Raw genomic sequence first — 22,548 nt, 5'->3', positions numbered from 1 at the left:
CGGGCGAAAATGATGCTTTTGTGTGACGGCCGGATACGGATGTGTGCGATATCGCGCGACGCATTACTTCGATCGAGTGTGACTTGCAACACGTAGACAGATTTGCGGTCGATCTTGGGGCTGTCGCGAGGTCGATCTCCGTCGCTCGCTAGGGTGCTCGCATGACCGCACGTCCGCTGCATGAGCTCGTGGAGGCCGGGTGGGCGAAAGCCCTGGAACCGGTCGCCGATCAGATCAAGAAGATGGGCGAGTTCCTGCGCACCGAGGTCGCCGAGGGCAGGACGTACCTGCCCGCCCCGGAGAACGTGCTCCGCGCCTTCCAGCAGCCGTTCCACGACGTGCGGGTGCTGATCGTCGGCCAAGACCCGTACCCGACGCCCGGGCACCCGGTCGGCCTGAGCTTCTCCGTCGCGCCCGGCGTCGCGCCGCCACGCAGCCTGGTCAACATCTACCGCGAGTACAGCGAGGACCTCGGCCACCCCGAGCCCTCCAGCGGCGACCTCACGCCTTGGACCGAGCGCGGCGTGCTGCTGCTCAACAGGTCGTTGACGGTCCGGCCCGGCAAGCCCGGCTCGCACCGCGGCAAGGGCTGGGAGGAGGTCACCGCGCAGGCGATCCGCGCGCTGGCCGCCCGGGAAGTGCCGCTGGTGGCGGTCCTGTGGGGGCGCGACGCCCGCGACCTGCGCCCGCTGATGCCCGGAGTGGAGTGCGTCGAATCGCCGCACCCCAGCCCGATGTCGGCCGACCGCGGCTTCTTCGGCTCCCGCCCGTTCAGCCGGGTCAATGAGATCCTCGCCGGCCGCGGCGCCGAGCCCGTGGACTGGAAGCTGCCCTAGTCGGCCCGCGACCCGTTCCGCCTGGTCGCGGCGTATGGATTTCGGTTCCGCCCGGTCGTACATTGGCCCTTGCCGGGAGATTCGTTCGGGGCGGAAGAAGGCTCGTTATGGGAGCCGGCCGGAGCGAAAACGACCTGCGGCGTCGGGTCCGCGGGATATTTCCGGGCGCGAACCCGCTGCGGCGGCGCACCGACTACTTCGAACCCGTCGCGCTGCTGGTGGTCGTGCTGATCGCGGTCGTCACGGTGGTGGCGTCCATCGTTATCGCGCAGTCCGAGCTGCGCGACCGGCTCGGCGAGGCGGATCGGGAGCAGGCCGCCAAGCACCAGGTGGTGGCGACGGTCGTCGCGGAGGTCGGTAATTCCGGCGGGAACGCGCAGCGGCCGGTAGCGGTGCGCTGGGGGCAGCCGCCGGACGAGCACTTCGCGGTCATCGAGCTGCCGGCGCGAACCCCGGCGGCAGGCACCGTCCCAGTGTGGCTGGACCAGCAGGGTCAGCTGACCGCGCCACCGCTCACCCGCGCCGAGGCTACCCAAGCCGCCGGGCTGGCCGGGGCAGGCGTGCTGATCGGTTCGGCGATGTTCACCGGGGTGGCGCTGGCCGGGGTGAGGTTGTTCGTGACCCGCAGGCGGCTCGCCGCGTGGGCCGCGGAGTGGGAGAAGGTCGGGCCCCAGTGGCGGAACCACGCTTCGTGAGCCAGGGCACGCGGTCGCTTTGCGCCGCGGTGCAGGTAGCGCACGATGAAAAAGGGCAGCGGCTCAGGCCGCTTGCCTGACGTCGAGGCGCAGTTCAGTGCGTGGGACTCGGACGGAGCGCGCACGCAGAAAACCCCGAGGCGCTCGGCCTCGGGGTTTTCTGCGCAATCACGTCAGCCGCGGACGACCTTGCCGGCCTTCAGGCAAGAGGTGCACACGTTCATGCGCTTGCGCTGCGAAAGACCGATCTTGGCGTGCACGGTCTGAATGTTCGGGTTCCACCGGCGCTTGGTCTTCCGATGGGAGTGCGAGACCGAGTTGCCGAAGCCTGGTCCCTTACCGCAGACGTCGCAGACGGCAGCCACGTCAGACACCCCTTACTTTGCTTGACGGTTACAGCGATGAGAGCCGCAAGCGCATCACCCTCGCCTGAGGGCACTTGCGTGAGCGCTTGCTCTTCACCGCCGTAGCCGGCGGCCTCCCGGAGAGCCCGGTCGCCCGGGGTCATCGCCACCCTGGGACCGGATCAGTCTAGCCCACCGGGTAGGGCGCATTCGGCGGAGGGGGGGGACGAGTGCCGACGCGGGCCGAACCCGGCGCGGACAGCGACTAGTCTCGGACAATCCGATCCTAGGTGGTTGCGTGGGAGGTCGCGGGTGTTGCGGACGCTGACTGCGGCGGCTGCCCGCCGATGGGCGGACCTGGCGCTGGCCGCGCTGGTCGCCGAGCGCGATGCGATCGACCGGATCAACGTCTACCCGGTCGCCGACGGCGACACCGGCACCAACCTGCTGCAGACGATGCGCGCGGCGGTGGAAACGCTGGACGCGGTCGAGCCGGACACGCTCGGCGGTGTCCTCGACGCGCTGTCCAAGGGCGCGCTCGGTGGTGCGTGCGGGAACTCGGGCATGCTGCTGTCGCAGGCCCTGCGCGGGGTCGCCGAGTCGCTGCGCGACGTCGCGGAGGCGGACGGCCGAGCGCTCGGCGCGGCGCTGGTCCGCGCCGATGGGCTGGCCAGGCAGGCCGTTGCCGAACCCGTCGAGGGCACGGTGCTGTCGGTGTTGCGCGCTGCGGCGCGTGCGGCGGTTGGTTCGGACGAGCTGGAAGTGGTCGTGCACGAGGCGACCCGAGCGGCCATCGGCGCTCTGGCTGCGACGCCCGCGCAGCTCGCGGTGCTCTCCGACGCAGGTGTAGTCGATGCCGGCGGGCGGGGTTTGGTGATCATGCTCGACGCGCTCCACGCGGTGGTTCGCGACGGCGAGTGGCTCGCGCCGAAGGCTCCGGTCCCGGGGGATTCGGGAGTGCTGGAGCACGAGTCGCAGTACGAGTACGAGATCATGTACCTGCTCGCCGACACCGATCAGGACCGGGTCTCGGCGCTGCGAGAAGCGTTGTGCGGGCTCGGTGACTGCGTGTCCGTGGTCGGTGACGGCGGGGCTTCCTGGGCCGTGCACGTGCACTGCGACGACATCGGCGCGGCGATCGAAGCGGGCATCGAGGCCGGGCGCGTGCACCGGATCAAGGTCACCAGGTTCGCCGATCAGCAGGCCGCTTTCGCACGGGACGTCGCGGTGCTCGCCTGCGTTCCCGGCGGCGCGCTGGGGGAGCTGTTCGCCGCGGAGGGCGCCGACGTGCTGGTCGTCGGCACGGAGTTAACCGCGGACGGGCTGCGCGAGGCCTTCGATTCGACCGGTGCCGCGCACGTTGTGGTGTTGCCCAACGACGCGGCGACGGCCGCCGCGGTGGAGCGGTCCGGGGTGATCGGCGAGGGGCAGGACGTGGTCGTGGTGCCGATGGCCTCGCCGGTGCAGGGACTGGCCGCGCTCGCGGTGCACGACCCGAGCCGCCGCCGGGCCGATGACCAGGTGGCGATGGCCGAGGCGGCGGCCGCGACCCGGCGCGGCGAGCTGCGCATCGCCGATGCCGAGGCGTTGACCTGGGTCGGCCGTTGCCTGCCCGGCGACGTGCTTGGGTTGATCGATGGCGAGGTCGTGCTCATCGGCGACGACGTGCCGGCCGCGGCCCGCGATCTCGTCACCAGGATGCTCACCATCGGTGGCGAGTTGCTCACCGCGCTGGTCCAGGCGGATGCCCCGGGGGGGCTGCCGGATGCGCTGGCCGAGCACCTGCGGCACTCCCATCCCGAGGTGGAATTCGCCTGCTACCCGGGCGGCGACCTCGGCGCCCTCCTCCTCGTCGGCGTCGAGTAGCGCCCGTCCCGATCGGTTGTGCGCGTGGCCTGAGCGCCGAAGGTGCTGAGCCCGCTGGGGACCTCGTTCTGTCTGGAGGTTCCAGTGGCAGCTCCAGCGCAAGCGGCCTGGTTCCGCTGCGCCAACCGGCGTGGAGCGAATGGCCTGTTCGCTTCGCTAGGACGAGTAAGTCCAAATTCCTGCGGGCATGAGGCGAGGACGTCCGTGATCCGTTTGTGAAGACTGACCTGGACACCCTCGTGATCGCACTCTACGTGAAAATAGAGCGCGCCACGAGGCTCTGCTGCCTCCGGACGGAGGTGAAAGACCGTTCGTTGCCTCGGCGTCGTAGCGGTGGGGTGAAGCTGGAGGAAGTCCAATCCGGGGATCGCCGGGGAGGATGGGAGCATCCTCGACAAAGTCGCGTCGGCTCAGGACTGCCGGATGGGCCGGGCGTGGTGAGCAAGACGGGAAGGTATACGAGAGGAACCGGCTTCGTTACGCCTCTTAATCACGTGCCAGCTCTAACCCGGTGGATTCGGGCTGGATTGTGGTGCGAACTTGCCTCTCATTGCGGGCGAGGAACTTCCGGAAGGGTCTTCGATGCCTGGTCTGGAAGGCTGCGGCGAATTGTCTACGGCGTAACCGCAGCGATGCCACAGGGGCAAAGCCGGGTGCCTAACCCGTCGACCGGACAGCAGGGAACGTGGGAACCATCCGTGTGCGCTCCTTTTCGTCAGCCCTTTCCAGGGGCTGGTGTCGGGATAGGCGCGATGCCCGCCGAAGGCGCGGATGGGGCGGAGCCGCCGTAGTACTCCGAGCCGGGGAAAGCCCGCGCACATGGGGAAGGGCGGCAGCGTGTCATCCAAGGAAGGAAAGTAATGTCCGAAGACGCACTGGTGAATACCGGTGCCGCCACCTGGCCGGATCCGTATTCGGCCGAGTTGACGGTACGGAGAATGCAGACCAAATTGCACCGCTGGCTGTGATCCGTTCTTCCGAAACCGCCGATGGCGGGGGATGGAAGGGGCCGGGGCAGATTGTCCTGGTTACAACTGAATTGTCCGATGGCCGGTGCGATCCCGGCCCCTCATGATGCATGGAGGAAAAGCGACGTCCCCATGGCTGCGACTGGTTATCAAGGCTGTGGAAGCAGGGACGTGACGGGGATAACCGGCGACCTCGACGTCCGGGACGCCTCTAGCAGGCCGCCTATGGTCAGGAGACGAACGCACGCCCGAACTGTCGTTAGCAATATCAGACCCACGCGAGGTAACGGGTCTGGCCCGCAAGGGCATGGTCCATCGGGGCGGATAGGTCCATCGGTGTCCGCCCGTGCATCCGCCACGGTGGCCCGGCAGACAGTGCGGACCTACGGGCAGCGTCAAACGGACGATTCGGAACGGAGTAACCCCGTGCAGGCTCTCACCGGGTTTGGTGAGTAGGCGACCAGGCCGCATGCCGGTATGGGGAGGGATTGCCCGAGAAGCGAACGCGTGGGGTAACGCCCACGATAGGCCGACGCGGGCACGGTCATGTGGAAGGAAAGGGGTGTGAGTAGTGGGGAGAAACGGAAACGACGGCCGTCCCGGTGACGGGCGGTCGATCGGAGACTGGGCATCGGTTCCCTGGCGGAAGCTGGAGACCACGGTGTACCGCCTGCAAAAGCGCATCTTCCGAGCCTCGTGTCGTGGCGACGTGGCGGTAGTTCGTAGTTTGCAACGCTTGTTGATGAAATCGGAAGCCGCTCGCTGTCTGGCGGTGCGCCGGGTGACGCAGGACAACCAGGGCAAGCACACGGCCGGGATCGACGGAGTGGCTTCCGTCCCGGCCGACCAGCGCTGGTTGCTGGTGCAACGCCTGCGGCGTCCGGAGACGATCAAACCGAGACCCGTGCGTCGGGTCTGGATTCCCAAGCCCGGCAAGGCGGAGAAGCGCCCGCTGGGTATTCCCGTCATGCTGGATCGGGCACTTCAAGCACTGGCGAAGCTGGCGCTGGATCCCGAGTGGGAAGCCAGGTTTGAGCCGAACAGCTAGGGTTTCCGCCCGGCCCGTTCGGCGCATGATGCGATTGCGGCGATCTTCGATGCGACCTGTAAGAAGGACAAGTCCGTCTTGGATGCAGACTCTGGAGGCTACCTGGCGGGGCAGCCCGCAAGGTGGGGTCATTTCACCGTTGCTGGCGTTGATCGCCCTGCACGGTCTGGAAACAGTGATCACCTCAGCGTTCGGCAGCCGAGACCGACCTCAGGTCGTGGTCTATGCCGACGACTTCGTGGTCCTGCATCCAACCCGTGCGGGGATCGAGAAGGCCCAGCACATCGCGGAGGAACGGTTGAGCGGGATCGGGTTGCGGCTGAAAACGGCCAAGACCCGGATCACTCACACCCGGCTTGCCCTCGATGGGCCAGCCGGTTTCGAGTTTCTGGGTTTCCACATCCGTCGCTACGTGACCAAGGAACATCGGCCAGGTAGTGACGGGCGGAAACAGCCCGTGGTCAAGACGCTGATCAAGCCTAGTAAGGATGCCGTCAAGCGGCATCATCGAGCCATGCGGGACATCGTCCGAGCGCGGAAGACAGCGCCGCACGAGGCGCTGATCAGCGCGCTCAACCCGGTGATCCGGGGTTGGTCGATGTATTACCGCACGGTGGTCGCCAAGAAGGTCTTCGCCTCCTGTGACTACCGGTTGTCTCGACGTTGCTGCATTGGGCCGGCCGCCGTCACCCGAAGAAGAGCGCGGGATGGGTATTCGCGAAGTATTGGCGACGACGCGATCAAGGCCGTCTGGAGTTCGCCACTCTGGACGGTCCGCGGCTCGCTGTACATGCGGACATTCCCATCAAGCGCCATGTGAAGGTGCGCGGCCACGCCAGCCCTTATGACGGGAACCTGGTCTACTGGGCCAACAGGCTGCGTGACCACCCGCTGACGACGAGCAGGACGGCGATCCTGCTTCGCCGCCAAAAAGGGAAGTGCGCACACTGCCGACTGCTGTTCACCGATGCGGACACCACCACCATAAAACAGTTCGCCCCTCCCCAATGGAACGGGCTGACTGACCTCACGAGGATGCGTGCCCTGCATCAGCACTGCCGCGACAACACCAGCGACCAGACCAAACGAGTCGACATCGCCGAGGTATTCACGTCAAGAACCACATGATCGAGGAGCCGGATGAAGCGAAAGTTTCACGTCCGGTTCTGTAGGCGAGCCGCCTCCGCGAGGGGGCGGCTTAGCCAGCGCGGGAGATGACCCCTCCCGCCGGTTCGGTGACCTGTTCAACCTTGTCCACGACCGGGCGTTCCTGATGGATGCGTGGGAACGTGTGTCCGCCAACAAGGGCGGCAAGACCGCGGGGATCGACAAGATCACTGCGGCCACGGTCGAGGCGTGGATCGGGGTCGAGGCTTTCCTGGACCGGCTCCGGGATTCACTGAAATCGGGTGAATACCGGCCGGTCGAGGTCCGAAAGGTGATGATCCCCAAAGGGGTAGGCACGGGAAAGTATCGGAAACTCGGTATTCCCACCATCGCTGACCGGGTGGTCCAGGCAAGTCTGAAATCGGTGCTCGAACCCATCTTTGAGGCAGGCTTCAAACCGTGCTCATATGGGTTCCGCCCGAAACGACGTGCACACGACGAATCGCCGAGATTCACTATCTGAATTCTGGTTCCCGAGCATATCGATGGGTGCTGGAGTGCGACATCAAAGCCTGCTTCGATGAAATCGATCACGCGGCATTGATGGATCGCCTTCGGGTGAGGATCAAGGATAAGCGTATCTGTATGCTGGTGAAGGCGTTCCTGAAATCCGGGATCCTTAACGAACTCGGAGATCGGGAAGAGACAATGACCGGAACCCCACAAGGCGGTATCCTTTCCCCGTTGCTCGCCAATATCGCCTTATCCGCACTGGACGACCACTTCGACCAGGAATGGCGGGGAAAGATGGGAACACCCTATCAACGGTCCAAACGCAGAAAGAACGGCCACGGCAACTGGAAGATCATCCGGTACTCGGATGATTTCGTCTTGATGGTGTCGGGCGACCGCCACCATGCCGAGGCCCTGCGGGAGGAGGTGTCGGCCGTGCTCGCTCCACTGGGGTTACGACTGGCACCGGAGAAGACTCGCGTGGTCCACATCGACGAGGGCTTCGACTTCCTCGGTCATCACATCCGCCGTCAGCGGAAACGGGGAACATCGAAGCACTACGTCTACACGATGCCGTCCAAGAAGGCCATCAAGTTTATCAAGGGCAAGATATCGGAGCAGACGTACAGGTCAACTCGCCACATAGAGCTGGACGAGCTGCTGCGCAGTCTCAACCAGACCCTACGAGGCTGGGCGACCTTCTTCCGATACGGGGTGTCCAAGGCGGTGTTCAGCGCGGTCGACTACCACGCATGGGGTCGGCTGATGCGCTGGATACGCGCCAAGTACGCGGGCAAACACCGGCTTGGGATGAAGGAACTCCGCCGCCGCTTCTGCGATCAGGGATGGCGGTTCGCCTACAACGGGGTCGTGTTCACCGGCGCAGCCAGCGTCACCGTGGAACGCTACCGCCATCGCGGCGGCACTATCGCGACCCCATGGACCCCGAACCCGGCAACCGCCACCACAGGCAGTTGACCAGCGGAAAGACACGTGGAGCGCCCGGTGCATTGAGAGGTGCACGCCGGGTGCGGGAGGGGGCCTGCGGGAAATGACCGGTGGAGACACCGACACCACGCCCGTGGGCCTACCTCACCGATGACCTGGCCGGTTTAGCGCGGCTGCCAGGTCGGTCACCCAAGCTCAGCCACTCCGAGTTGAGGAATCTCACCGTCCGGTGCTCGTCACGGTGGGCTGGTGCGATCACCCGGGCATCCGAGGACCAGTACCGGTTGTCCCTGCGGTTCCTGGGCGCTCCAGAAAACCAGTCTCACCAGGGGCAATCCGCGCTATCGGACAACGCCTGGCCGCGCCATTGGCAGGAGGCGGCGGGGGCGTGTTCGCGGTTATGCGGATCGCGACGAGCGTTTCGGTAAGCAGGACGCCGTGAGTGTTTTTGGGTGCTATGGCACCCACAAACGCTCACGGGTGTTCTTCCGCCACGCGATGCTGGCTGCCGCCGGGATCGCCGGCCGCGTCGGCTGGTTCGCGTGGCGCATGCCTGGTGTCGCTGCCGCGGTGGCTCGCGACCGCCTGACCAGCGGTCGGTCCGGTCGGCGATGCCCGGCCGGGCCGACGGGCAGCGGCGGTGTGGCGCTAATGTCGTTACTGGTCGTCGACTGACCCGGGAGCGTCCAGTGAGAGTCCGAAGCCGATATCTGTGGTTCGTCGGTGGCTGGACCGTGCTCGTCGCGTTGCTGATGATCGCGATCCCGCTACTGCTGCGCACCCGGCTGCCCGAGCCCATCGCGGTCGAGTGGACGTCGTCGGGCGCGCCGGAGAGCTCCAGCTCGCTGCGCGACTTCCTGTTCGACAAGCTCGTCTGGTGGCTGGCGGTCGCTGCGGTGTGGAGCGTCTTCGGGGTCCGCGGGGTGCTGCGGCGGCGCGGCCTGGCCTGGGCCGGAGCGGCGCTGGGCGTCTTCGGCGCGCTGATGCTGGGCACCGTCGTGCTGACCACGCTCACCAACCTGAACGCCTCGGACTTCCGGGACACCGTCGACCTCCACGCGCAGGGCTGGCTGCTGCTGGGCGGCGCGCTCGCGGGTTGGCTGGGATGGCGGTTGGGCAGCCAGAGCGCGCGGGTCGCCGCCACCGACTGATCGACTCGTCGGTGCCGTCCAGTAACTTGCGGGTGCCTGCCCGGCGGGACGACCGGTGACGATGCGCACGGCGGAGGACAAGCAGTGACCACATTGGACGCGAAGCTCGATCGGGTGCTCGGCGCCAAGTCCGGCAAGGCGCTCGATTCGGCGCTGGGCCTGGCCACCGTGGGCGATTTGCTGCGCCACTACCCGCGCCGCTACGCCGAGCGCGGCGAGCTGACCGCGATCGCCGGGCTGGAGATCGGCGAGCACGCCACCGTGCTGGCGCAGGTGGAGCGGGTCAGCAAGCGCACCATGAAGTCCCGCCGCGGCACCATCGTCGAGGCCCGCATCACCGATGGCCACCGCTCGCTGAGCTGCACGTTCTTCAACCAGGCTTGGCGGGAGCGGGAGCTGCTGCCGGGGCGGCGCGGCATGTTCGCGGGCAAGGTCACCGCCTACCGCAAGCAGCTGCAGCTGGCCCACCCGGAGTACCAGCTCTTCGACACGGAGAAGACCGATCTCGGTTCGGCGGCCGAGGAATTCGCCGCCGCGCTGATCCCGGTCTACCCGGCCGCGCATGGCCTGCCGTCGTGGTCCATCGCGCGGTGCGTGGGCCAGGTGCTGGACGTCTGGGACGGCACCGACGACCCGCTGCCGGTGGAGCTGCGCGACCGGAAGCGGCTGGCGGACCTGGAATCGGCGCTGCGCAAGATCCACCGCCCGCAGAACTTCGGGGAGGTGACGGTCGCGCAGAACCGGTTGAAGTGGGACGAGGCGCTGGCGGTGCAGCTGGCGCTGGCGCAGCTGCGCGGCGCGGCGAAGTCGCATCCGGCGCCGGTGTGCCGGCGGCGCGACGACGGCGTGCTGGCGGCGTTCGACCAGCGGATGCCGTTCGAGCTGACCAAGGGGCAGCGGGAGATCGGCGAGCAGATCGCCGCCGACCTGTCCGCCGAGCACCCGATGAACCGCCTGGTGCAGGGCGAGGTCGGCAGCGGCAAGACGGTGGTGGCGCTGCGCGGGATGCTGCAGGTGGTGGACTCCGGGCGGCAGGCGGCGATGCTCGCGCCGACCGAGGTGCTCGCCGCGCAGCACGCCCGCTCGCTGCGCGAACTGCTCGGCGACCTGGCGATGGCCGGTGAGCTCGGCGGCGCGGACGATGCCACCCGCGTCACGCTGCTGACCGGTTCGCTGAACGCGGCGCAGCGCAAGAAGGCCTTGCTGGAGGCGGCTTCCGGTGAGGCCGGGATCGTCGTCGGCACGCACGCGCTGATCCAGGACCGGGTGTCGTTCGCCGATCTCGGCCTGGTCGTGGTGGACGAGCAGCACCGCTTCGGTGTCGAGCAGCGCGACGCGTTGCGGGCGCGCGGCGGGGACGAGGTGTCGCCGCACGTGCTCGTGATGACCGCGACGCCGATCCCGCGCACGGTGGCGATGACGGTCTACGGCGACCTGGAAACCTCGGCGCTGCGGGAACTTCCGCGCGGTCGCTCGCCGATCAGCACGAGCGTCGTTCCGGTGGCGGAGAAACCGGCTTGGCTGGACCGGGCCTGGGCGCGCATCCACGAGGAGGTCGCGGCCGGGCACCAGGTCTACGTGGTGTGCCCGCGGATCGGCGACGACGAGGAGAACCCGGGCAAAGGCAAGAAGAAGGCCGCGAAGTCCGCTGTGGACGACAGCGACGGGGGCGGCGAGGAGCCGCCGCCGGAGGAGGACGAGGAGCGGCGGCCGCCGGTGGCGGTGCTCGACGTCGCGGAGCAGCTCGCCGCCGGGCCGCTGGCGGGACTGCGGCTGGGCATCCTGCACGGCCGGCTGGCCGCGGACGACAAGGACGCGGTGATGCGCGCGTTCGCCGCTGGGGAGCTGGACGTGCTGGTCGCCACCACCGTCGTCGAGGTCGGCGTCAACGTGCCGAACGCGACCGTCATGGTGATCATGGACGCCGACCGGTTCGGCGTCAGCCAGCTGCACCAGCTGCGCGGCCGCGTCGGCCGGGGCAGCGCGCCGGGCCTTTGCCTGCTGGTCACCGAGGCGATGGCCGGCACCACCACGCGGGACCGGCTGGACGCGGTGGCCTCCACCACGGACGGCTTCGAGCTCGCCCGCCTGGACCTGGAGCTGCGCCGCGAGGGCGACATCCTCGGCGCGGCGCAGTCCGGCCGGAAGTCGGGCCTGAAGATGCTGTCGCTGCTGCGCGACGAGGACGTGATCGCCCAGGCCAGGGAGGAAGCCGACCGAGTGGTCGGCGAAGACCCCCAACTGCGGAAGCAGCCGGGCCTGGCCCGGATGGTCGCCGAAGTGGTCGATGCCGACCGCGCCGAGTACCTGGAGAAGACCTGAGACATTTTCCGCTTGAAGTGGTGCACGTGATCCGCGGGCTCGCGATGGCGAAGAAGATCCCAGCGAACGCAGCGAGCGATGCCGTCGCTGCGTTCGCTGAGTTCACGTTCCGGCTGATACCTGCGTCAGGGTCGCTGCTGGACCGTGTCTGGGAGCTGCGGCATAACGTTACGGCTTACGACGCCGCTTATGTTGCGGTTGCTGAGCAGCTCGGTGTTCCGTTGGTTACCGGCGATGTCCGTCTTGCTGCAGCCGATGGTCCGAAATGCGAGATCCGTGTTCTGCGCTGAGGTTGGACGAACTCCCTGCCGGGATGTGCTGTCCTGGGTCGGGCCGTTATCCGGACTGGAAGCTCTCGGCGAAGGTTGTAGATAAGTGAGGCCGCAGAGCTCGGCTCCGTTCGGGGGGCCGTGAGGGTGAACGCACGCGGTCGACGCGTCGGTCGCCAGGATCGGCGTGCCCCTGCGGATGGTGAGCCCGTCCAGTCCATGTTTTCGGCGGCGTACAGCTCCGAGATGGAGCCTTATTTCCGACGTCGTCCATGATCTTGCGCTTTTCGGGGGGCGTCCAGCCGTCGATCGGGCGGCGACGTGGGGCGTACGCCATGCCCGGGCGAGAATAAGAGATCGAAAATTCCATGGAAACGAAATTTGGAGATTTTTCTTTTGGTTTAGACCTTATGTCGAATCTGCGTTTGAGCAGGTAGTCGAGGCATCGAGGTGTCCATCACCTGAGAGGTTCTCCCGGAAGAGGGAATTTTCGCGGTACTGTGCTAACACCGACCGACACCTGTCCAGGAGGAGCCGGCATGTTCCGCAAGGTCCTTGTCGCGAACCGCGGCGAGATTGCGATCCGCGCGTTCCGCGCCGCGTACGAGCTGGGTGCGGGCACGGTCGCGGTGTTCCCGCACGAAGACCGCAACTCGTTGCACCGCCTGAAAGCCGACGAGTCGTACGAGATCGGCGAACCTGGTCATCCGGTCCGCGCCTACCTGTCCGTCGAAGAGATCATCAAGGCCGCGCGCCAGGCCGGCGCGGACGCGGTCTACCCCGGATACGGGTTCCTCTCCGAGAACCCCGAGCTGGCGCGGGCCTGCCAGGAAGCCGGGATCACCTTCGTCGGCCCCGGCCACGAGATCCTGCAGATGACCGGGAACAAGGCGACCGCGGTCGCCGCCGCCCGCGAGGCCGGGGTTCCGGTGCTGGACTCCTCGCTACCGTCCCGGGACATCGACGAGCTCCTGGCCGTCGCCGAGGACATGACGTTCCCGGTGTTCGTGAAGGCCGTCGCCGGCGGTGGCGGGCGCGGCATGCGCCACGTCGACGCGGTGTCCGGGCTGCGCGAGGCGCTGGAAGCGGCGATGCGCGAGGCCGAATCGGCCTTCGGTGACCCGACGGTCTTCCTGGAGCAGGCGGTCATCAACCCGCGGCACATCGAGGTGCAGATCCTCGCCGACGCCGCGGGCAACGTGATCCACCTCTACGAGCGGGACTGCTCGGTGCAGCGCCGCCACCAGAAGGTCATCGAGATCGCCCCGGCGCCCAACCTTGACCCGCAGTTGCGGGAGCGGATCTGCGCCGACGCGGTCGCCTTCGCCCGCAAGATCGGCTACGTCAACGCGGGCACCGTGGAGTTCCTGGTCGACGAGCAGGGCCGCCACGTGTTCATCGAGATGAACCCGCGCATCCAGGTCGAGCACACGGTCACCGAGGAGGTCACCGACGCCGACCTGGTCCAGTCGCAGCTGCGCATCGCCGCCGGCGAGACGCTCGAAGACCTCGGCATGACGCAGGACGCGATCCGGTTGCGCGGCGCCGCCCTGCAGTGCCGCATCACCACCGAGGACCCGGCCAACGGGTTCCGCCCGGACACCGGCATGATCAGCGCCTACCGCTCGCCGGGCGGCGCGGGCATCCGGCTCGACGGCGGCACCGCGTTCGCCGGCACCAGCGTCAGCGCGCACTTCGACTCGATGCTGGTGAAGCTCTCCTGCCGGGGCCGCGACTTCGCCACCGCCGTCGCCCGGGCCCGCCGCGCGGTAGCCGAGTTCCGGATCCGCGGCGTATCCACGAACATCCCCTTCCTGCAGGCCGTGCTGGACGACCCGGACTTCGCCGCGGGCAAGGTCACCACCTCGTTCATCGGCGAGCGGCCGCACCTGCTCACCGCCCGTCACTCCGCCGACCGCGGCACCCGGCTGCTGAACTACCTCGCTGACGTGACGGTCAACCGGCCCAACGGCAAGCGCCCGACCACCCCGGACCCGGTGTACAAGCTGCCGGAGATCGACCTGTCGGCCGCCCCGGCGGCCGGTTCGAAGCAGCGCCTCACCGAGCTCGGTCCGGAAGGTTTCGCCCGCTGGCTGCGGGAAACCAAGGCCGTCGGCGTCACCGACACCACCTTCCGGGACGCCCACCAGTCGCTGCTGGCGACCCGGGTCCGTACCAAGGACCTGCTCGCGGTCGCGCCGCACGTGGCGCGGATGACGCCGGAGCTGCTGTCCCTGGAGTGCTGGGGCGGTGCGACCTACGACGTGGCGCTGCGGTTCCTCGCCGAGGACCCGTGGGAGCGGTTGGCGAAGCTGCGCGAGGCGGTGCCCAACATCTGCCTGCAGATGCTGCTGCGCGGGCGCAACACGGTCGGCTACACGCCTTACCCGACCGAGGTGACCGAGCACTTCGTGCAGGAGGCCACCGACACCGGCATCGACATCTTCCGCATCTTCGACGCGCTCAACGACGTCGAGCAGATGCGCCCGGCGATCGAGGCGGTGCGGGCCACCGGAAAGTCGATCGCCGAGGTGGCGCTGTGTTACACGGCCGACCTGTCCAACCCGGACGAGAAGCTGTACACACTGGATTACTACCTGCGACTGGCGGAGCAGATCGTCGACGCCGGTGCGCACGTGCTGGCCATCAAGGACATGGCCGGGCTGCTGCGGCCGCCGGCGGCGGCGAAGCTGGTTTCCGCGCTGCGCAAGGAATTCGACCTGCCGGTGCACCTGCACACCCACGACACGCCGGGCGGCCAGCTGGCCACCTACCTGGCGGCCATCCAGTCCGGTGTGGACGCGGTGGACGCCGCGACGGCGTCGCTGGCCGGCACCACCTCGCAGCCCGCGCTGTCGTCGGTGGTCGCCGCCACCGACTACACCGAGCAGGCCACCGGGCTGGATCTGCAGGCGGTGTGCGACCTGGAGCCGTACTGGGAGTCGGTGCGCAAGGTCTACCAGCCCTTCGAGGCGGGCCTGGCCTCGCCGACCGGGCGCGTGTACAAGCACGAGATCCCCGGCGGCCAGCTGTCGAACCTGCGCACCCAGGCGGTCGCGCTCGGGCTGGGCGACAAGTTCGAGGAGATCGAGGCGATGTACGCCGCGGCCGACCGGATCCTCGGCCGGCTGGTCAAGGTGACCCCTTCGTCGAAAGTGGTCGGCGACCTGGCGCTGCACCTGGTGGGCGCCGGGGTGGACCCGTCCGACTTCGAGGCCGACCCGCGCAAGTTCGACATCCCGGACTCGGTGATCGGGTTCCTGCAGGGCGAGCTCGGCGACCCGCCGGCGGGCTGGCCGGAGCCGTTCCGCACACGGGCCCTGGAGGGCCGCACCGCGGTGCGCAAGGTCGCGGAACTGTCCGAAGAGGACCGCGCCGGGCTGGAGTCGGACCGCCGGGGCACCCTGAACCGGCTGATGTTCGCGAAGCCGACGAAGGAGTTCACCGAGCACCGCGAGGCCTTCGGCGACACTTCCCTGTTGCGCAGCAAGGACTTCTTCTACGGCCTGCGGCCGGGGGAGGAGTACTCGGTGGACCTGGAGCCGGGCGTGCGGCTGCTCATCGGGCTGGAGGCGATCAGCGAGCCCGACGAGCGCGGCATCCGCACCGTGATGGCGGTCCTGAACGGCCAGCTGCGGCCGATCCAGGTCCGCGACCGCTCGGTGGCCACCGCCCTGCCGATCGCGGAGAAGGCCGACCGGTCCAACCCAGGCCACGTGCCCGCCCCGTTCGCGGGCGTGGTGACGCTGTCGGTCGCGGAGGGCGACGCGGTAGAGGCGGGCCAGACCATCGCCACCATCGAGGCGATGAAGATGGAGGCCGCGATCACGGCCCCGCAGGGCGGCCGCGTCAAGCGCCTGGCGATCGGAGCGGTCCAGCAGGTCGAAGGCGGAGACCTGATCATCGAACTCGGCTGACCACCGTTGACCCCAACGCGGGCCGTCCCCTCCAGGGGGTGGCCCGCGTTCGGCGTTTCAAGGGCGGAACGGGTTCTCGATCAGGAGGTTCCCGAACCGTCGGCCGTGCTGCATGTCCTCGGTTAGCAGCTTTGTCGCACCCGATCGCAACGCAGCTTCGACGATGAGCGCGTCGTAGAACGCGAGCGTGTGGTCCTCTTCCAGCTTGCTGGCCGAGACGATCAGCAAGGCGTCTGTTTCGACCGTGCGCCATTCGCTGTAGTTGGCGACTCGCTCCCGTGCTTCCCAGCGGGAAAGCGGCTTCTTCAGCTTCTTGGTCGAGGCGTTGTAGAACTCTTGAAGAACCTGCGTGCTTAATGCGCCGGTGTCGGTCTCCCACAGGTCGGTCACGATCGAGACCGCTGTGCGGTGCTTGTCCAAGTCGTGAGTGTCATGCGCGTAGATCAGGATGTTGGTGTCAACGAACGTCAGTGCCTGATTCACCTGTCGTAGAGCTCCTCGCGTGTCCACGTGATTCCGCCGCGATCCTCTGCCTGGCTCAGTGCTTCTAGCGCCGCCCGCTTGGCTTCTCGATAGCGAAGCTTCGCCGCGGTGAGTTCCTTGAGCTGGACCGTGAGCAACCCGCTGACCGAGGTGCCCTCCTCTGCTGCCAGTACCTTCGCTTGGTGGATTATTTCCTCGTCTAACTGGATGGTGACGTTGCGCTTAGCCATGCACCACAGTTTAGAGCGTGGACCACGCTAATTCCACATATTAGAGATTGCACGATCGGGGGCTGTGAGCGGACCAGTGGTGCATGGTCTGCCGACGGCTTGCTGGCGGAGCAACGCGGGTTCGTCGGCTCCGGCCCGCGTTCGTTTTCTTCACCGCGCGGGTCGACGACTACGGGCTCGGCGGGGCGCACAACTTCGAGGCGGACCGGCCGCCGCCAAAGAGCGAGGGGCAGTCGACCGACTGTGGCTGTGCCGGTCGAAGGCGCCCTTCGTTTTTTTGGTCCCCGGTTGGCTGGGATTACGGGGTTTTGAGGACCGTGAGGAGCTGGGTGGCTCGGCTGAGGGCGACGTAGAGGGCCCGGCGGCCGGTGCTGGATTCCGCAGCTAGGCCGTCCGGGTCGACGACCACCACCGCGTCGTACTCCATGCCCTTGGCCTCCAGGCTGCCGACCACGCGGAGCCGATCGGAGTCGGCGTCCGAGCCGTCCGCGGTCACCACGTCATCCACAGTGGATAGCCATTCGCGGACTTCGTCGCGGCGGGCCATCGTGGTGATCACGCCAACCGTGCCCTCGGCCGCCGCGACCAGCTCCGCCGCGGCGGTTCGCGTCTCCCGCGGCAGCTCGTCCGCGGACACCTCGCGCACCGCCGGGTCGATTCCGGTGGTACGCACCGCGACCGGCAGGTCGTCGGCCGGTACCAGGTCGCGGACCGCATCGGCGGCGACGGCGAAGATCTCCGCCGAGTTCCGGTAGTTGGTGCGCAGCGTGAACCGGCGGTGCGTGCGCTGCTCGCTCAGGGCCTCCGCCCGCGCCGCCGCGGCCTCCGCCGGATCGGGCCACGACGACTGGACCGGGTCGCCCACGATCGTCCAGCTCGCGTGCCGCCCGCGGCGACCCACCATGCGCCACTGCATCGGCGAGAGGTCCTGCGCCTCGTCGATCACCACGTGCGCGTACTCGTCGTAGTTGACCGCGCGGCGCGACTGCTCCGCATCCGGGGCGGTGCGGCGCCGCTTCGGCGGCGGCCCGGCAAGCACCCGCAGCTCGTCGATCAGCGCGATGTCGGCGACCGTCCACTCGGTCACCTCGGTCCACGACTTGGCCAGCAGGTCGACCTCCTCGGCCGACAGCAACCGGCGGGCGGCCTGGGACAGCCGCGCCGGGTCGGACAGCCAGCGCAACACCTGCATCGGGTACAGCGGCGGCCACCAGGCGACCAGGAACCGGTGGAACTCGATGCGGTCGCCGATCTCGGTGATCAACCGCTCGCGGTCCGGCTGGAAGTCCTCGTCGGCGGCCTGCTTCGCCTTCTGCCACAGGGCTTCCAGCAGCGCGTCGGCCGCCCGCATCCGGGTCCGGTTGGGCTGCCCGCCCTTGCCGTGCAGCGAGCGGCGGATCCGCGTCAGGTCGTCGGCCTGCAGCTTCAGCACCGTGCCCCGGTAGAACATCTTCAGCTGCTCCGGCGCGTCCGGCGGCGGCAACCGCAGCGCCCGCCGGAGCACCTTCACCATCCGCGACGAGCCCTTGACCTCCGCCGTGCGCGGATCGTCGATCTTGGCCGTGCCGATCCCGTCCAGCACCTCGCCGAGCGCCCGCAGTTCGACGTTGTGCTCGCCCATCGATGGCAGCACGCGGGAGATGTAGGACATGAACACCGGCGACGGCCCTACCACCAGCACGCCGGGCCCGCCGAGCCGGCGCTGGTCGCGATAGAGCAGGTAGGCGGCGCGGTGCAGCGCCACCGCGGTCTTGCCGGTGCCCGGCCCGCCGGTGATCTCGGTGACCCCACCCTCGGGCGCCCGGATCGCGTCGTCCTGCTCCTTCTGGATCGTGGCGACGATGTTGCGCATCGAGTCGCCGCGCGACCGGGTCAGCGCCGCCATCAGCGCGCCGTCGCCGATCACCCGCATGTCCGCCGGCGCCCGGTCCGGGTCCAGCAGGTCGTCGGAGAGGTCGACGACCTGCTCGCGGGAGGAGCGGATCACCCGGCGGCGCACCACGTCCAGCGGCTGCTCGGGGGTGGCCTGGTAGAACGCCGCCGCCAGCGGGGCCCGCCAGTCCACCAGCAGGTTGTCGAACTGCGGGTCGCGGATGCCCAACCGGCCGATGTGCGCGGCGTCACCGCTGGCGAAGTCCAGGCGGCCGAATACGAGCCCCTCGGACTCCGCGTTCAACGCCTGCAGCGTCCGGTTCGCGTGGTAGAGCATCACGTCGCGCTCGTTGAGCGCCTCGGGCGTGGCCTCCTGCCCGTACTCGTAGCTCTTGTCGCGCATCGCCTCGGCTTCGGCACGCAATTCGTCGAGCCGGGCGTAAACCCGATCGACGTGCTGCTGCTCGACCGCGATCTCGGCCTGCTTGATGGACGCTTCGGACACCTGTGTCATTCTCCCCGTCTGGCGCAGTGGGCAGACCAGTCAGCTTACGACCCGCCGCGGTGCCGGTTTGCTGCTCCCAGGAGCTAAGAACCCACATACCCAGGCGTAAACTCCAGCGAAACGCGTTGTTAGTTGCACGGCTCGCCTTGCGTGGCGGTGCGGGTAGCGGAACCTCAGACGCCTTCTCGGCTCCGGGATCCCCGACTCATGTATGACCAATACGCCACGCTGGGGCTGTCCTCGCGAGAAGACGTCTGAGAACCCGCGGCGGTGCGAGTTGCGTGCGTGGTGAAAAGAGAAACCGGCTGATGCCGCTTGCCTGACGTTGCTTGCGTGATGCCGCTTGCCTGACGTTGCGCTTCATTTGCCGGGTGGTGTGCCCTGCGTGACTTCGAGGACCGCGGGCGGTGGTCGGGAGGGCGTGCGCGACGATGGTCGGGTGACGCGGATCGTGGCCGGAAGCGTGGGCGGGCGGCGCATCGAGGTGCCCCCGCGCGGCACCAGACCCACCTCGGAGCGGGTGCGGGAAGCCCTGTTCAGCGCGCTGGAATCGGTCATCGAGCTGACCGGCGCGCGGGTGCTCGACCTCTACGGCGGCTCCGGGGCGCTTGGCCTCGAAGCCCTGTCGCGTGGCGCGGGCCACGCCACCTTCGTCGAGTCGGACCGGCGCGCCGCCCAGCTGCTGCGCCGCAACGCCGCAACGCTCGGGTTCCGCGAGGTCCGGGTGGAGCAGGCGAAGGCCGAGACACTGATCGGCACCCCGACCGCGCAGCCCTTCGACGTGGTGCTGGCCGACCCGCCCTACGACCTCGCGCCCGAGCAGCTGCAGCGCGTGCTGGTCGGGCTGGTCCAGAACGGCTGGACCGCGCCGGGCAGCCTCGTGATCGTCGAGCGCGCGGTGCGCAGCGGCGAACCGGACTGGCCGCCGTCCCTCCACGCGACGCGCACCAAGCGCTACGGGGACACCGCCGTGCACTGGGCCGTGCACGAGGAACAGTGATCCCGCGCCGGTGACCCGCGCCACGTGATCGTGGGTGCATCCGCGAACGGCTGCTAACGTGCGAGGTCATGAGGCGTGCCGTGTGTCCAGGCTCCTACGACCCGGTGACGAACGGTCATCTGGACATCATCGAGCGAGCGTCGAAGCTGTTCGACGAGGTCGTCGTCGCGGTGCTCATCAACAAGAACAAGAAGAGCCTCTTCACCGTCGAGGAGCGGCTGGAGATGCTGCGCGAGGTCACCGCCCAGTGGCCCAACGTGCGCATCGACTCCTGGCACGGCCTGCTCGTGGACTACTGCAAGGCGCACGAAATCGGCGCGATCGTCAAGGGCCTGCGCGCGGTCAGCGACTTCGACTACGAGCTGCAGATGGCGCAGATGAACCAGCAGCTGTCCGGGGTCGAGACGATGTTCATGTCCACCAACCCGCTGTACAGCTTCCTGGCCAGCTCGCTGGTCAAGGAGGTCGCCACCTACGGCGGTGACGTGTCGAACCTGCTGCCGCCGAATATCGAGCAGCGGCTCCGCGAACGGCTGGCCGAGCGCGGCTGAACCGCCGCGCCAACGCCCCGACCCGCGCGGCATCCGGGCCTCCCGCCGTGCTACGCCGTTCGGATTAACGCGTGTCCTTCGACCGTGCCCTATGACATTTCGGGTTCACGTCAGCTTCAGTGCGTGAACACGCCATCGACGTAGCGTGGCCGACCATGAAGCGGATCACATCGAAGACAGTGCAGATCCTGTTGGCCGGTCTGATCGCGGTCGTGGGCCTGGTCGGGTACCAGGCGAGCGCCCTGTCCGCCGCGCCGACCGCGCCCGTCGCGCAGGCGCCGTGCGGGGACACCTCCGGCTTCCAGAAGGCCGACCTCTCCGCCCTGCCCAAGGAGGCGACCGACACGGTCAACCTGATCAAGCAGGGCGGCCCCTACCCGTATCCGCAGGACGGCCAGGTCTTCTCGAACCGGGAAGGCATCCTGCCGAAGTGCGACAGCGGGTATTACCACGAGTACACCGTCAAGACGCCCGGCAGCGACGACCGCGGCGCGCGCCGCTTCGTGGTCGGCAACGGCGGCGAGTACTTCTACACCGACGACCACTACGACAGCTTCCGGCTGACCAACATCAACGCGTAGTTCCGTGCGCCGTGCGCGTCCCGGGGTGCCCGGGGCGCGCACGAGTGCGTTCGGGGCTTGACACGCGGATACCGGATTTCCCCCGCCGCGCCGCCAAGCGCGGGCAGACTGCTAGCAGAACAACCCATGATCGGCGGTTGCGGGTGTTCTGACATGCTTGCCGCTGCGGCGGCTACGACGGCAGGGAGATCAAGGTGTACCGGGTGTTCGAGGCGCTCGACGAGCTGGTCACGATCGTCGAGGAAGCGCGTGGCGTGCCCATGACGTCGGGGTGCGTGGTGCCCCGCGGCGACGTGCTGGAGCTGCTCGACGACGTGCGGGACGCGATCCCGCAGGAACTCGACGACGCCCAGGACGTGCTCGACCACCGCGACGAGGTGGTGTCCACCGCCGAGGCGCAGGCCGACAAGTCGGTCACCGACGCCCGCAACGAGGCCGACCGCACGATCGCCGCGGCGCGAGCCGAGGCGGAGCAGCTGCTCGCCGACGCCCGCGAGCAGGCCGACGAGATGGTGGCCGAGGCGCGGGCGCAGGCCGAGCAGGCGGTGACCGCCGGCCGCCGCGAGTACGAGGACTACGTCGGCCGCGCCCAGTCCGAGGCCGACCGCATGGTGCAGGCCGGTCGGGCCGCCTACGAGCAGTCGGTGCATGAGGGCAAGTCGGAGCAGGCCCGGCTGGTCGCCGACACCGAGGTCGTGCAGGCGGCGAACACCGAGGCCAAGCGGATCGTCGACGAGGCCAACGAGGACGCCGAGCGGCTGCGCAGCGAGTGCGACGCCTACGTCGACTCCCGCCTGGCCGACTTCGAAGACCTGCTCGGCCGCACGCTGCGCACCGTCGGCAAGGGGCGCCAGCAGCTGCGCAGCCCGATGGGTGCCCCGTTCGACTACGAGGAGTGGAACCCGGCCCGACCGGGGGTTCCGCAAAATGGGGGCGATGGGGGCCGCTAGCGGATTCTGGGCTGTTTCCGCAGCTCAGCCCCCGCCTTTTGTTCATCCTCCTCTCGGGTGGTTGTTGCGAACGAACTCCGCGAACCGCTGGGCCTTGACCGCACGCCGGTGTTCTGCTGCGTCATTCCCTACCGCAGCGAGATCTTCGCGGCTGACACCAAATCCTGTCACTGGCTACCGAACCAGCGAACCACCGGACGGGCCACCAGTGCGGCGACTTGTCGCACCCTCCGTATGAACTGCCACACAAATCTGCCGCCTTCTCGTGTTCTGGTGACCGTAGCAGCCGGAATGCGTTTACTCGACCATTCGAGTGAGAGCGCCATCGCTGGTCCAGCTTCCGACATGCTCCGCGCCGGGTGTCGATATGCTGCCGTGCGGCCAATCGGCCC

General features: G+C 68.2%; 21 protein-coding genes. 17 read left to right on the top strand and 4 right to left on the bottom strand.

The window, feature by feature from the left end:
* Nucleotides 1-161: 161 nt before the first annotated feature.
* Both FDZ84_RS05620 and FDZ84_RS05615 read left to right on the top strand, forming a co-directional pair.
* Entirely contained in the window at nt 162-836 is a 675-nt protein-coding gene (locus tag FDZ84_RS05620) for a uracil-DNA glycosylase (RefSeq protein ID WP_168585015.1), read from the top strand.
* Between the two features lie 107 nt (nt 837-943).
* The gene (locus tag FDZ84_RS05615; protein ID WP_168585014.1) at nt 944-1,531 is read left to right on the top strand and encodes a hypothetical protein; all 588 of its coding nucleotides are present in this window, start codon (nt 944-946) and stop codon (nt 1,529-1,531) included.
* A 173-nt stretch (nt 1,532-1,704) separates the two neighbouring features.
* On the opposite strand, the gene rpmB is transcribed toward FDZ84_RS05615, so the two are convergent.
* Entirely contained in the window at nt 1,705-1,896 is a 192-nt protein-coding gene (gene rpmB, locus FDZ84_RS05610) for a 50S ribosomal protein L28 (RefSeq protein ID WP_093262649.1), read from the bottom strand.
* A gap of 291 nt (nt 1,897-2,187) precedes the next feature.
* Here rpmB and FDZ84_RS05605 point away from each other — a divergent pair, with 291 nt between their 5' ends.
* The 11 genes from FDZ84_RS05605 (at nt 2,188) to FDZ84_RS05570 (ending at nt 15,984) form a co-directional block, all read left to right on the top strand.
* Entirely contained in the window at nt 2,188-3,741 is a 1,554-nt protein-coding gene (locus tag FDZ84_RS05605) for a DAK2 domain-containing protein (RefSeq protein ID WP_168585013.1), read from the top strand.
* A 1,539-nt stretch (nt 3,742-5,280) separates the two neighbouring features.
* Nucleotides 5,281-5,757 (top strand): reverse transcriptase N-terminal domain-containing protein, encoded by a 477-nt coding sequence (locus tag FDZ84_RS37635; RefSeq protein ID WP_256413663.1) that lies wholly within the window; start codon nt 5,281-5,283, stop codon nt 5,755-5,757.
* An 82-nt stretch (nt 5,758-5,839) separates the two neighbouring features.
* Entirely contained in the window at nt 5,840-6,577 is a 738-nt protein-coding gene (locus FDZ84_RS37630; RefSeq protein WP_210435444.1) for a reverse transcriptase domain-containing protein, read from the top strand.
* Nucleotides 6,574-6,885 (top strand): hypothetical protein, encoded by a 312-nt coding sequence (locus FDZ84_RS37625; protein ID WP_210435443.1) that lies wholly within the window; start codon nt 6,574-6,576, stop codon nt 6,883-6,885. Before FDZ84_RS37630 ends, FDZ84_RS37625 begins: the two co-directional genes overlap by 4 nt.
* Nucleotides 6,886-7,048: 163 nt before the next feature.
* On the top strand, nt 7,049-7,387 hold the full coding sequence (locus FDZ84_RS37620) for a hypothetical protein (protein WP_210435442.1): 339 nt from the start codon (nt 7,049-7,051) through the stop codon (nt 7,385-7,387).
* A gap of 26 nt (nt 7,388-7,413) precedes the next feature.
* The gene (locus tag FDZ84_RS05595; RefSeq protein WP_246868823.1) at nt 7,414-8,355 is read left to right on the top strand and encodes a reverse transcriptase domain-containing protein; all 942 of its coding nucleotides are present in this window, start codon (nt 7,414-7,416) and stop codon (nt 8,353-8,355) included.
* A gap of 408 nt (nt 8,356-8,763) precedes the next feature.
* Nucleotides 8,764-9,000: a hypothetical protein gene (locus tag FDZ84_RS05590; RefSeq protein ID WP_168585012.1), complete on the top strand. Its 237-nt coding sequence runs from the start codon at nt 8,764-8,766 to the stop codon at nt 8,998-9,000.
* Nucleotides 9,001-9,014: 14 nt separating this feature from the next.
* Nucleotides 9,015-9,476, top strand: a complete 462-nt coding sequence (locus FDZ84_RS05585; RefSeq protein WP_168585011.1) for a hypothetical protein — start codon at nt 9,015-9,017, stop codon at nt 9,474-9,476.
* Between the two features lie 84 nt (nt 9,477-9,560).
* Nucleotides 9,561-11,798 (top strand): ATP-dependent DNA helicase RecG, encoded by a 2,238-nt coding sequence (gene recG / locus FDZ84_RS05580; protein ID WP_168585010.1) that lies wholly within the window; start codon nt 9,561-9,563, stop codon nt 11,796-11,798.
* 26 nt (nt 11,799-11,824) lie between these two features.
* On the top strand, nt 11,825-12,088 hold the full coding sequence (locus tag FDZ84_RS05575) for a PIN domain-containing protein (RefSeq protein ID WP_210435440.1): 264 nt from the start codon (nt 11,825-11,827) through the stop codon (nt 12,086-12,088).
* Nucleotides 12,089-12,606: 518 nt separating this feature from the next.
* Nucleotides 12,607-15,984 (top strand): pyruvate carboxylase, encoded by a 3,378-nt coding sequence (locus FDZ84_RS05570; protein WP_168585009.1) that lies wholly within the window; start codon nt 12,607-12,609, stop codon nt 15,982-15,984.
* A 57-nt stretch (nt 15,985-16,041) separates the two neighbouring features.
* Here FDZ84_RS05570 and FDZ84_RS05565 read toward each other — a convergent pair whose 3' ends face one another.
* The 3 genes from FDZ84_RS05565 to FDZ84_RS05555 form a co-directional block, all read right to left on the bottom strand.
* Complete coding sequence (locus FDZ84_RS05565; protein ID WP_168585008.1) at nt 16,042-16,467, bottom strand: PIN domain-containing protein; 426 nt, start codon at nt 16,465-16,467, stop codon at nt 16,042-16,044.
* Nucleotides 16,464-16,697, bottom strand: coding sequence for a DUF6364 family protein (locus FDZ84_RS05560; RefSeq protein ID WP_168585007.1), 234 nt, complete (start codon nt 16,695-16,697; stop codon nt 16,464-16,466). Before FDZ84_RS05560 ends, FDZ84_RS05565 begins: the two co-directional genes overlap by 4 nt.
* A 298-nt stretch (nt 16,698-16,995) precedes the next feature.
* Nucleotides 16,996-19,074, bottom strand: coding sequence for a UvrD-helicase domain-containing protein (locus tag FDZ84_RS05555; RefSeq protein WP_168585006.1), 2,079 nt, complete (start codon nt 19,072-19,074; stop codon nt 16,996-16,998).
* A 439-nt stretch (nt 19,075-19,513) separates the two neighbouring features.
* On the opposite strand from FDZ84_RS05555, the gene rsmD reads away from it, so the two are divergent.
* From rsmD to FDZ84_RS05535, 4 genes are all read left to right on the top strand, one after another.
* Nucleotides 19,514-20,074, top strand: coding sequence for a 16S rRNA (guanine(966)-N(2))-methyltransferase RsmD (rsmD, locus tag FDZ84_RS05550; RefSeq protein WP_168589831.1), 561 nt, complete (start codon nt 19,514-19,516; stop codon nt 20,072-20,074).
* 68 nt (nt 20,075-20,142) lie between these two features.
* Entirely contained in the window at nt 20,143-20,625 is a 483-nt protein-coding gene (gene coaD / locus FDZ84_RS05545; protein ID WP_168585005.1) for a pantetheine-phosphate adenylyltransferase, read from the top strand.
* A gap of 155 nt (nt 20,626-20,780) precedes the next feature.
* Nucleotides 20,781-21,206, top strand: coding sequence for a ribonuclease domain-containing protein (locus FDZ84_RS05540; RefSeq protein WP_168585004.1), 426 nt, complete (start codon nt 20,781-20,783; stop codon nt 21,204-21,206).
* 194 nt (nt 21,207-21,400) lie between these two features.
* A complete protein-coding gene (locus FDZ84_RS05535) occupies nt 21,401-22,156 on the top strand; it encodes a DivIVA domain-containing protein (protein ID WP_168585003.1) in 756 nt (251 codons plus the stop codon).
* The last annotated feature ends 392 nt before the right edge of the window (nt 22,157-22,548 follow it).

The sequence above is a fragment of the Saccharopolyspora sp. ASAGF58 genome, from assembly GCF_012277335.1.
GTDB classification, from domain to species: domain Bacteria; phylum Actinomycetota; class Actinomycetes; order Mycobacteriales; family Pseudonocardiaceae; genus Saccharopolyspora; species Saccharopolyspora hattusasensis.
The sequence above is the reverse complement of the archived record's forward strand: the minus strand, read 5'-3'. Positions and strand labels throughout refer to the sequence as shown.

Excerpts from the sequence above, each read along its gene's own strand:
- FDZ84_RS05560 (WP_168585007.1), bottom strand. The coding sequence starts at position 16,697 with ATGGCTAAGCGCAACGTCACCATCCAGTTAGACGAGGAAATAATCCAC.
- FDZ84_RS05540 (WP_168585004.1), top strand. The coding sequence starts at position 20,781 with ATGAAGCGGATCACATCGAAGACAGTGCAGATCCTGTTGGCCGGTCTG.
- FDZ84_RS37630 (WP_210435444.1), top strand. The coding sequence starts at position 5,840 with ATGCAGACTCTGGAGGCTACCTGGCGGGGCAGCCCGCAAGGTGGGGTC.
- FDZ84_RS05615 (WP_168585014.1), top strand. The coding sequence starts at position 944 with ATGGGAGCCGGCCGGAGCGAAAACGACCTGCGGCGTCGGGTCCGCGGG.
- FDZ84_RS05620 (WP_168585015.1), top strand. The coding sequence starts at position 162 with ATGACCGCACGTCCGCTGCATGAGCTCGTGGAGGCCGGGTGGGCGAAA.
- FDZ84_RS05570 (WP_168585009.1), top strand. The coding sequence starts at position 12,607 with ATGTTCCGCAAGGTCCTTGTCGCGAACCGCGGCGAGATTGCGATCCGC.
- coaD (WP_168585005.1), top strand. The coding sequence starts at position 20,143 with ATGAGGCGTGCCGTGTGTCCAGGCTCCTACGACCCGGTGACGAACGGT.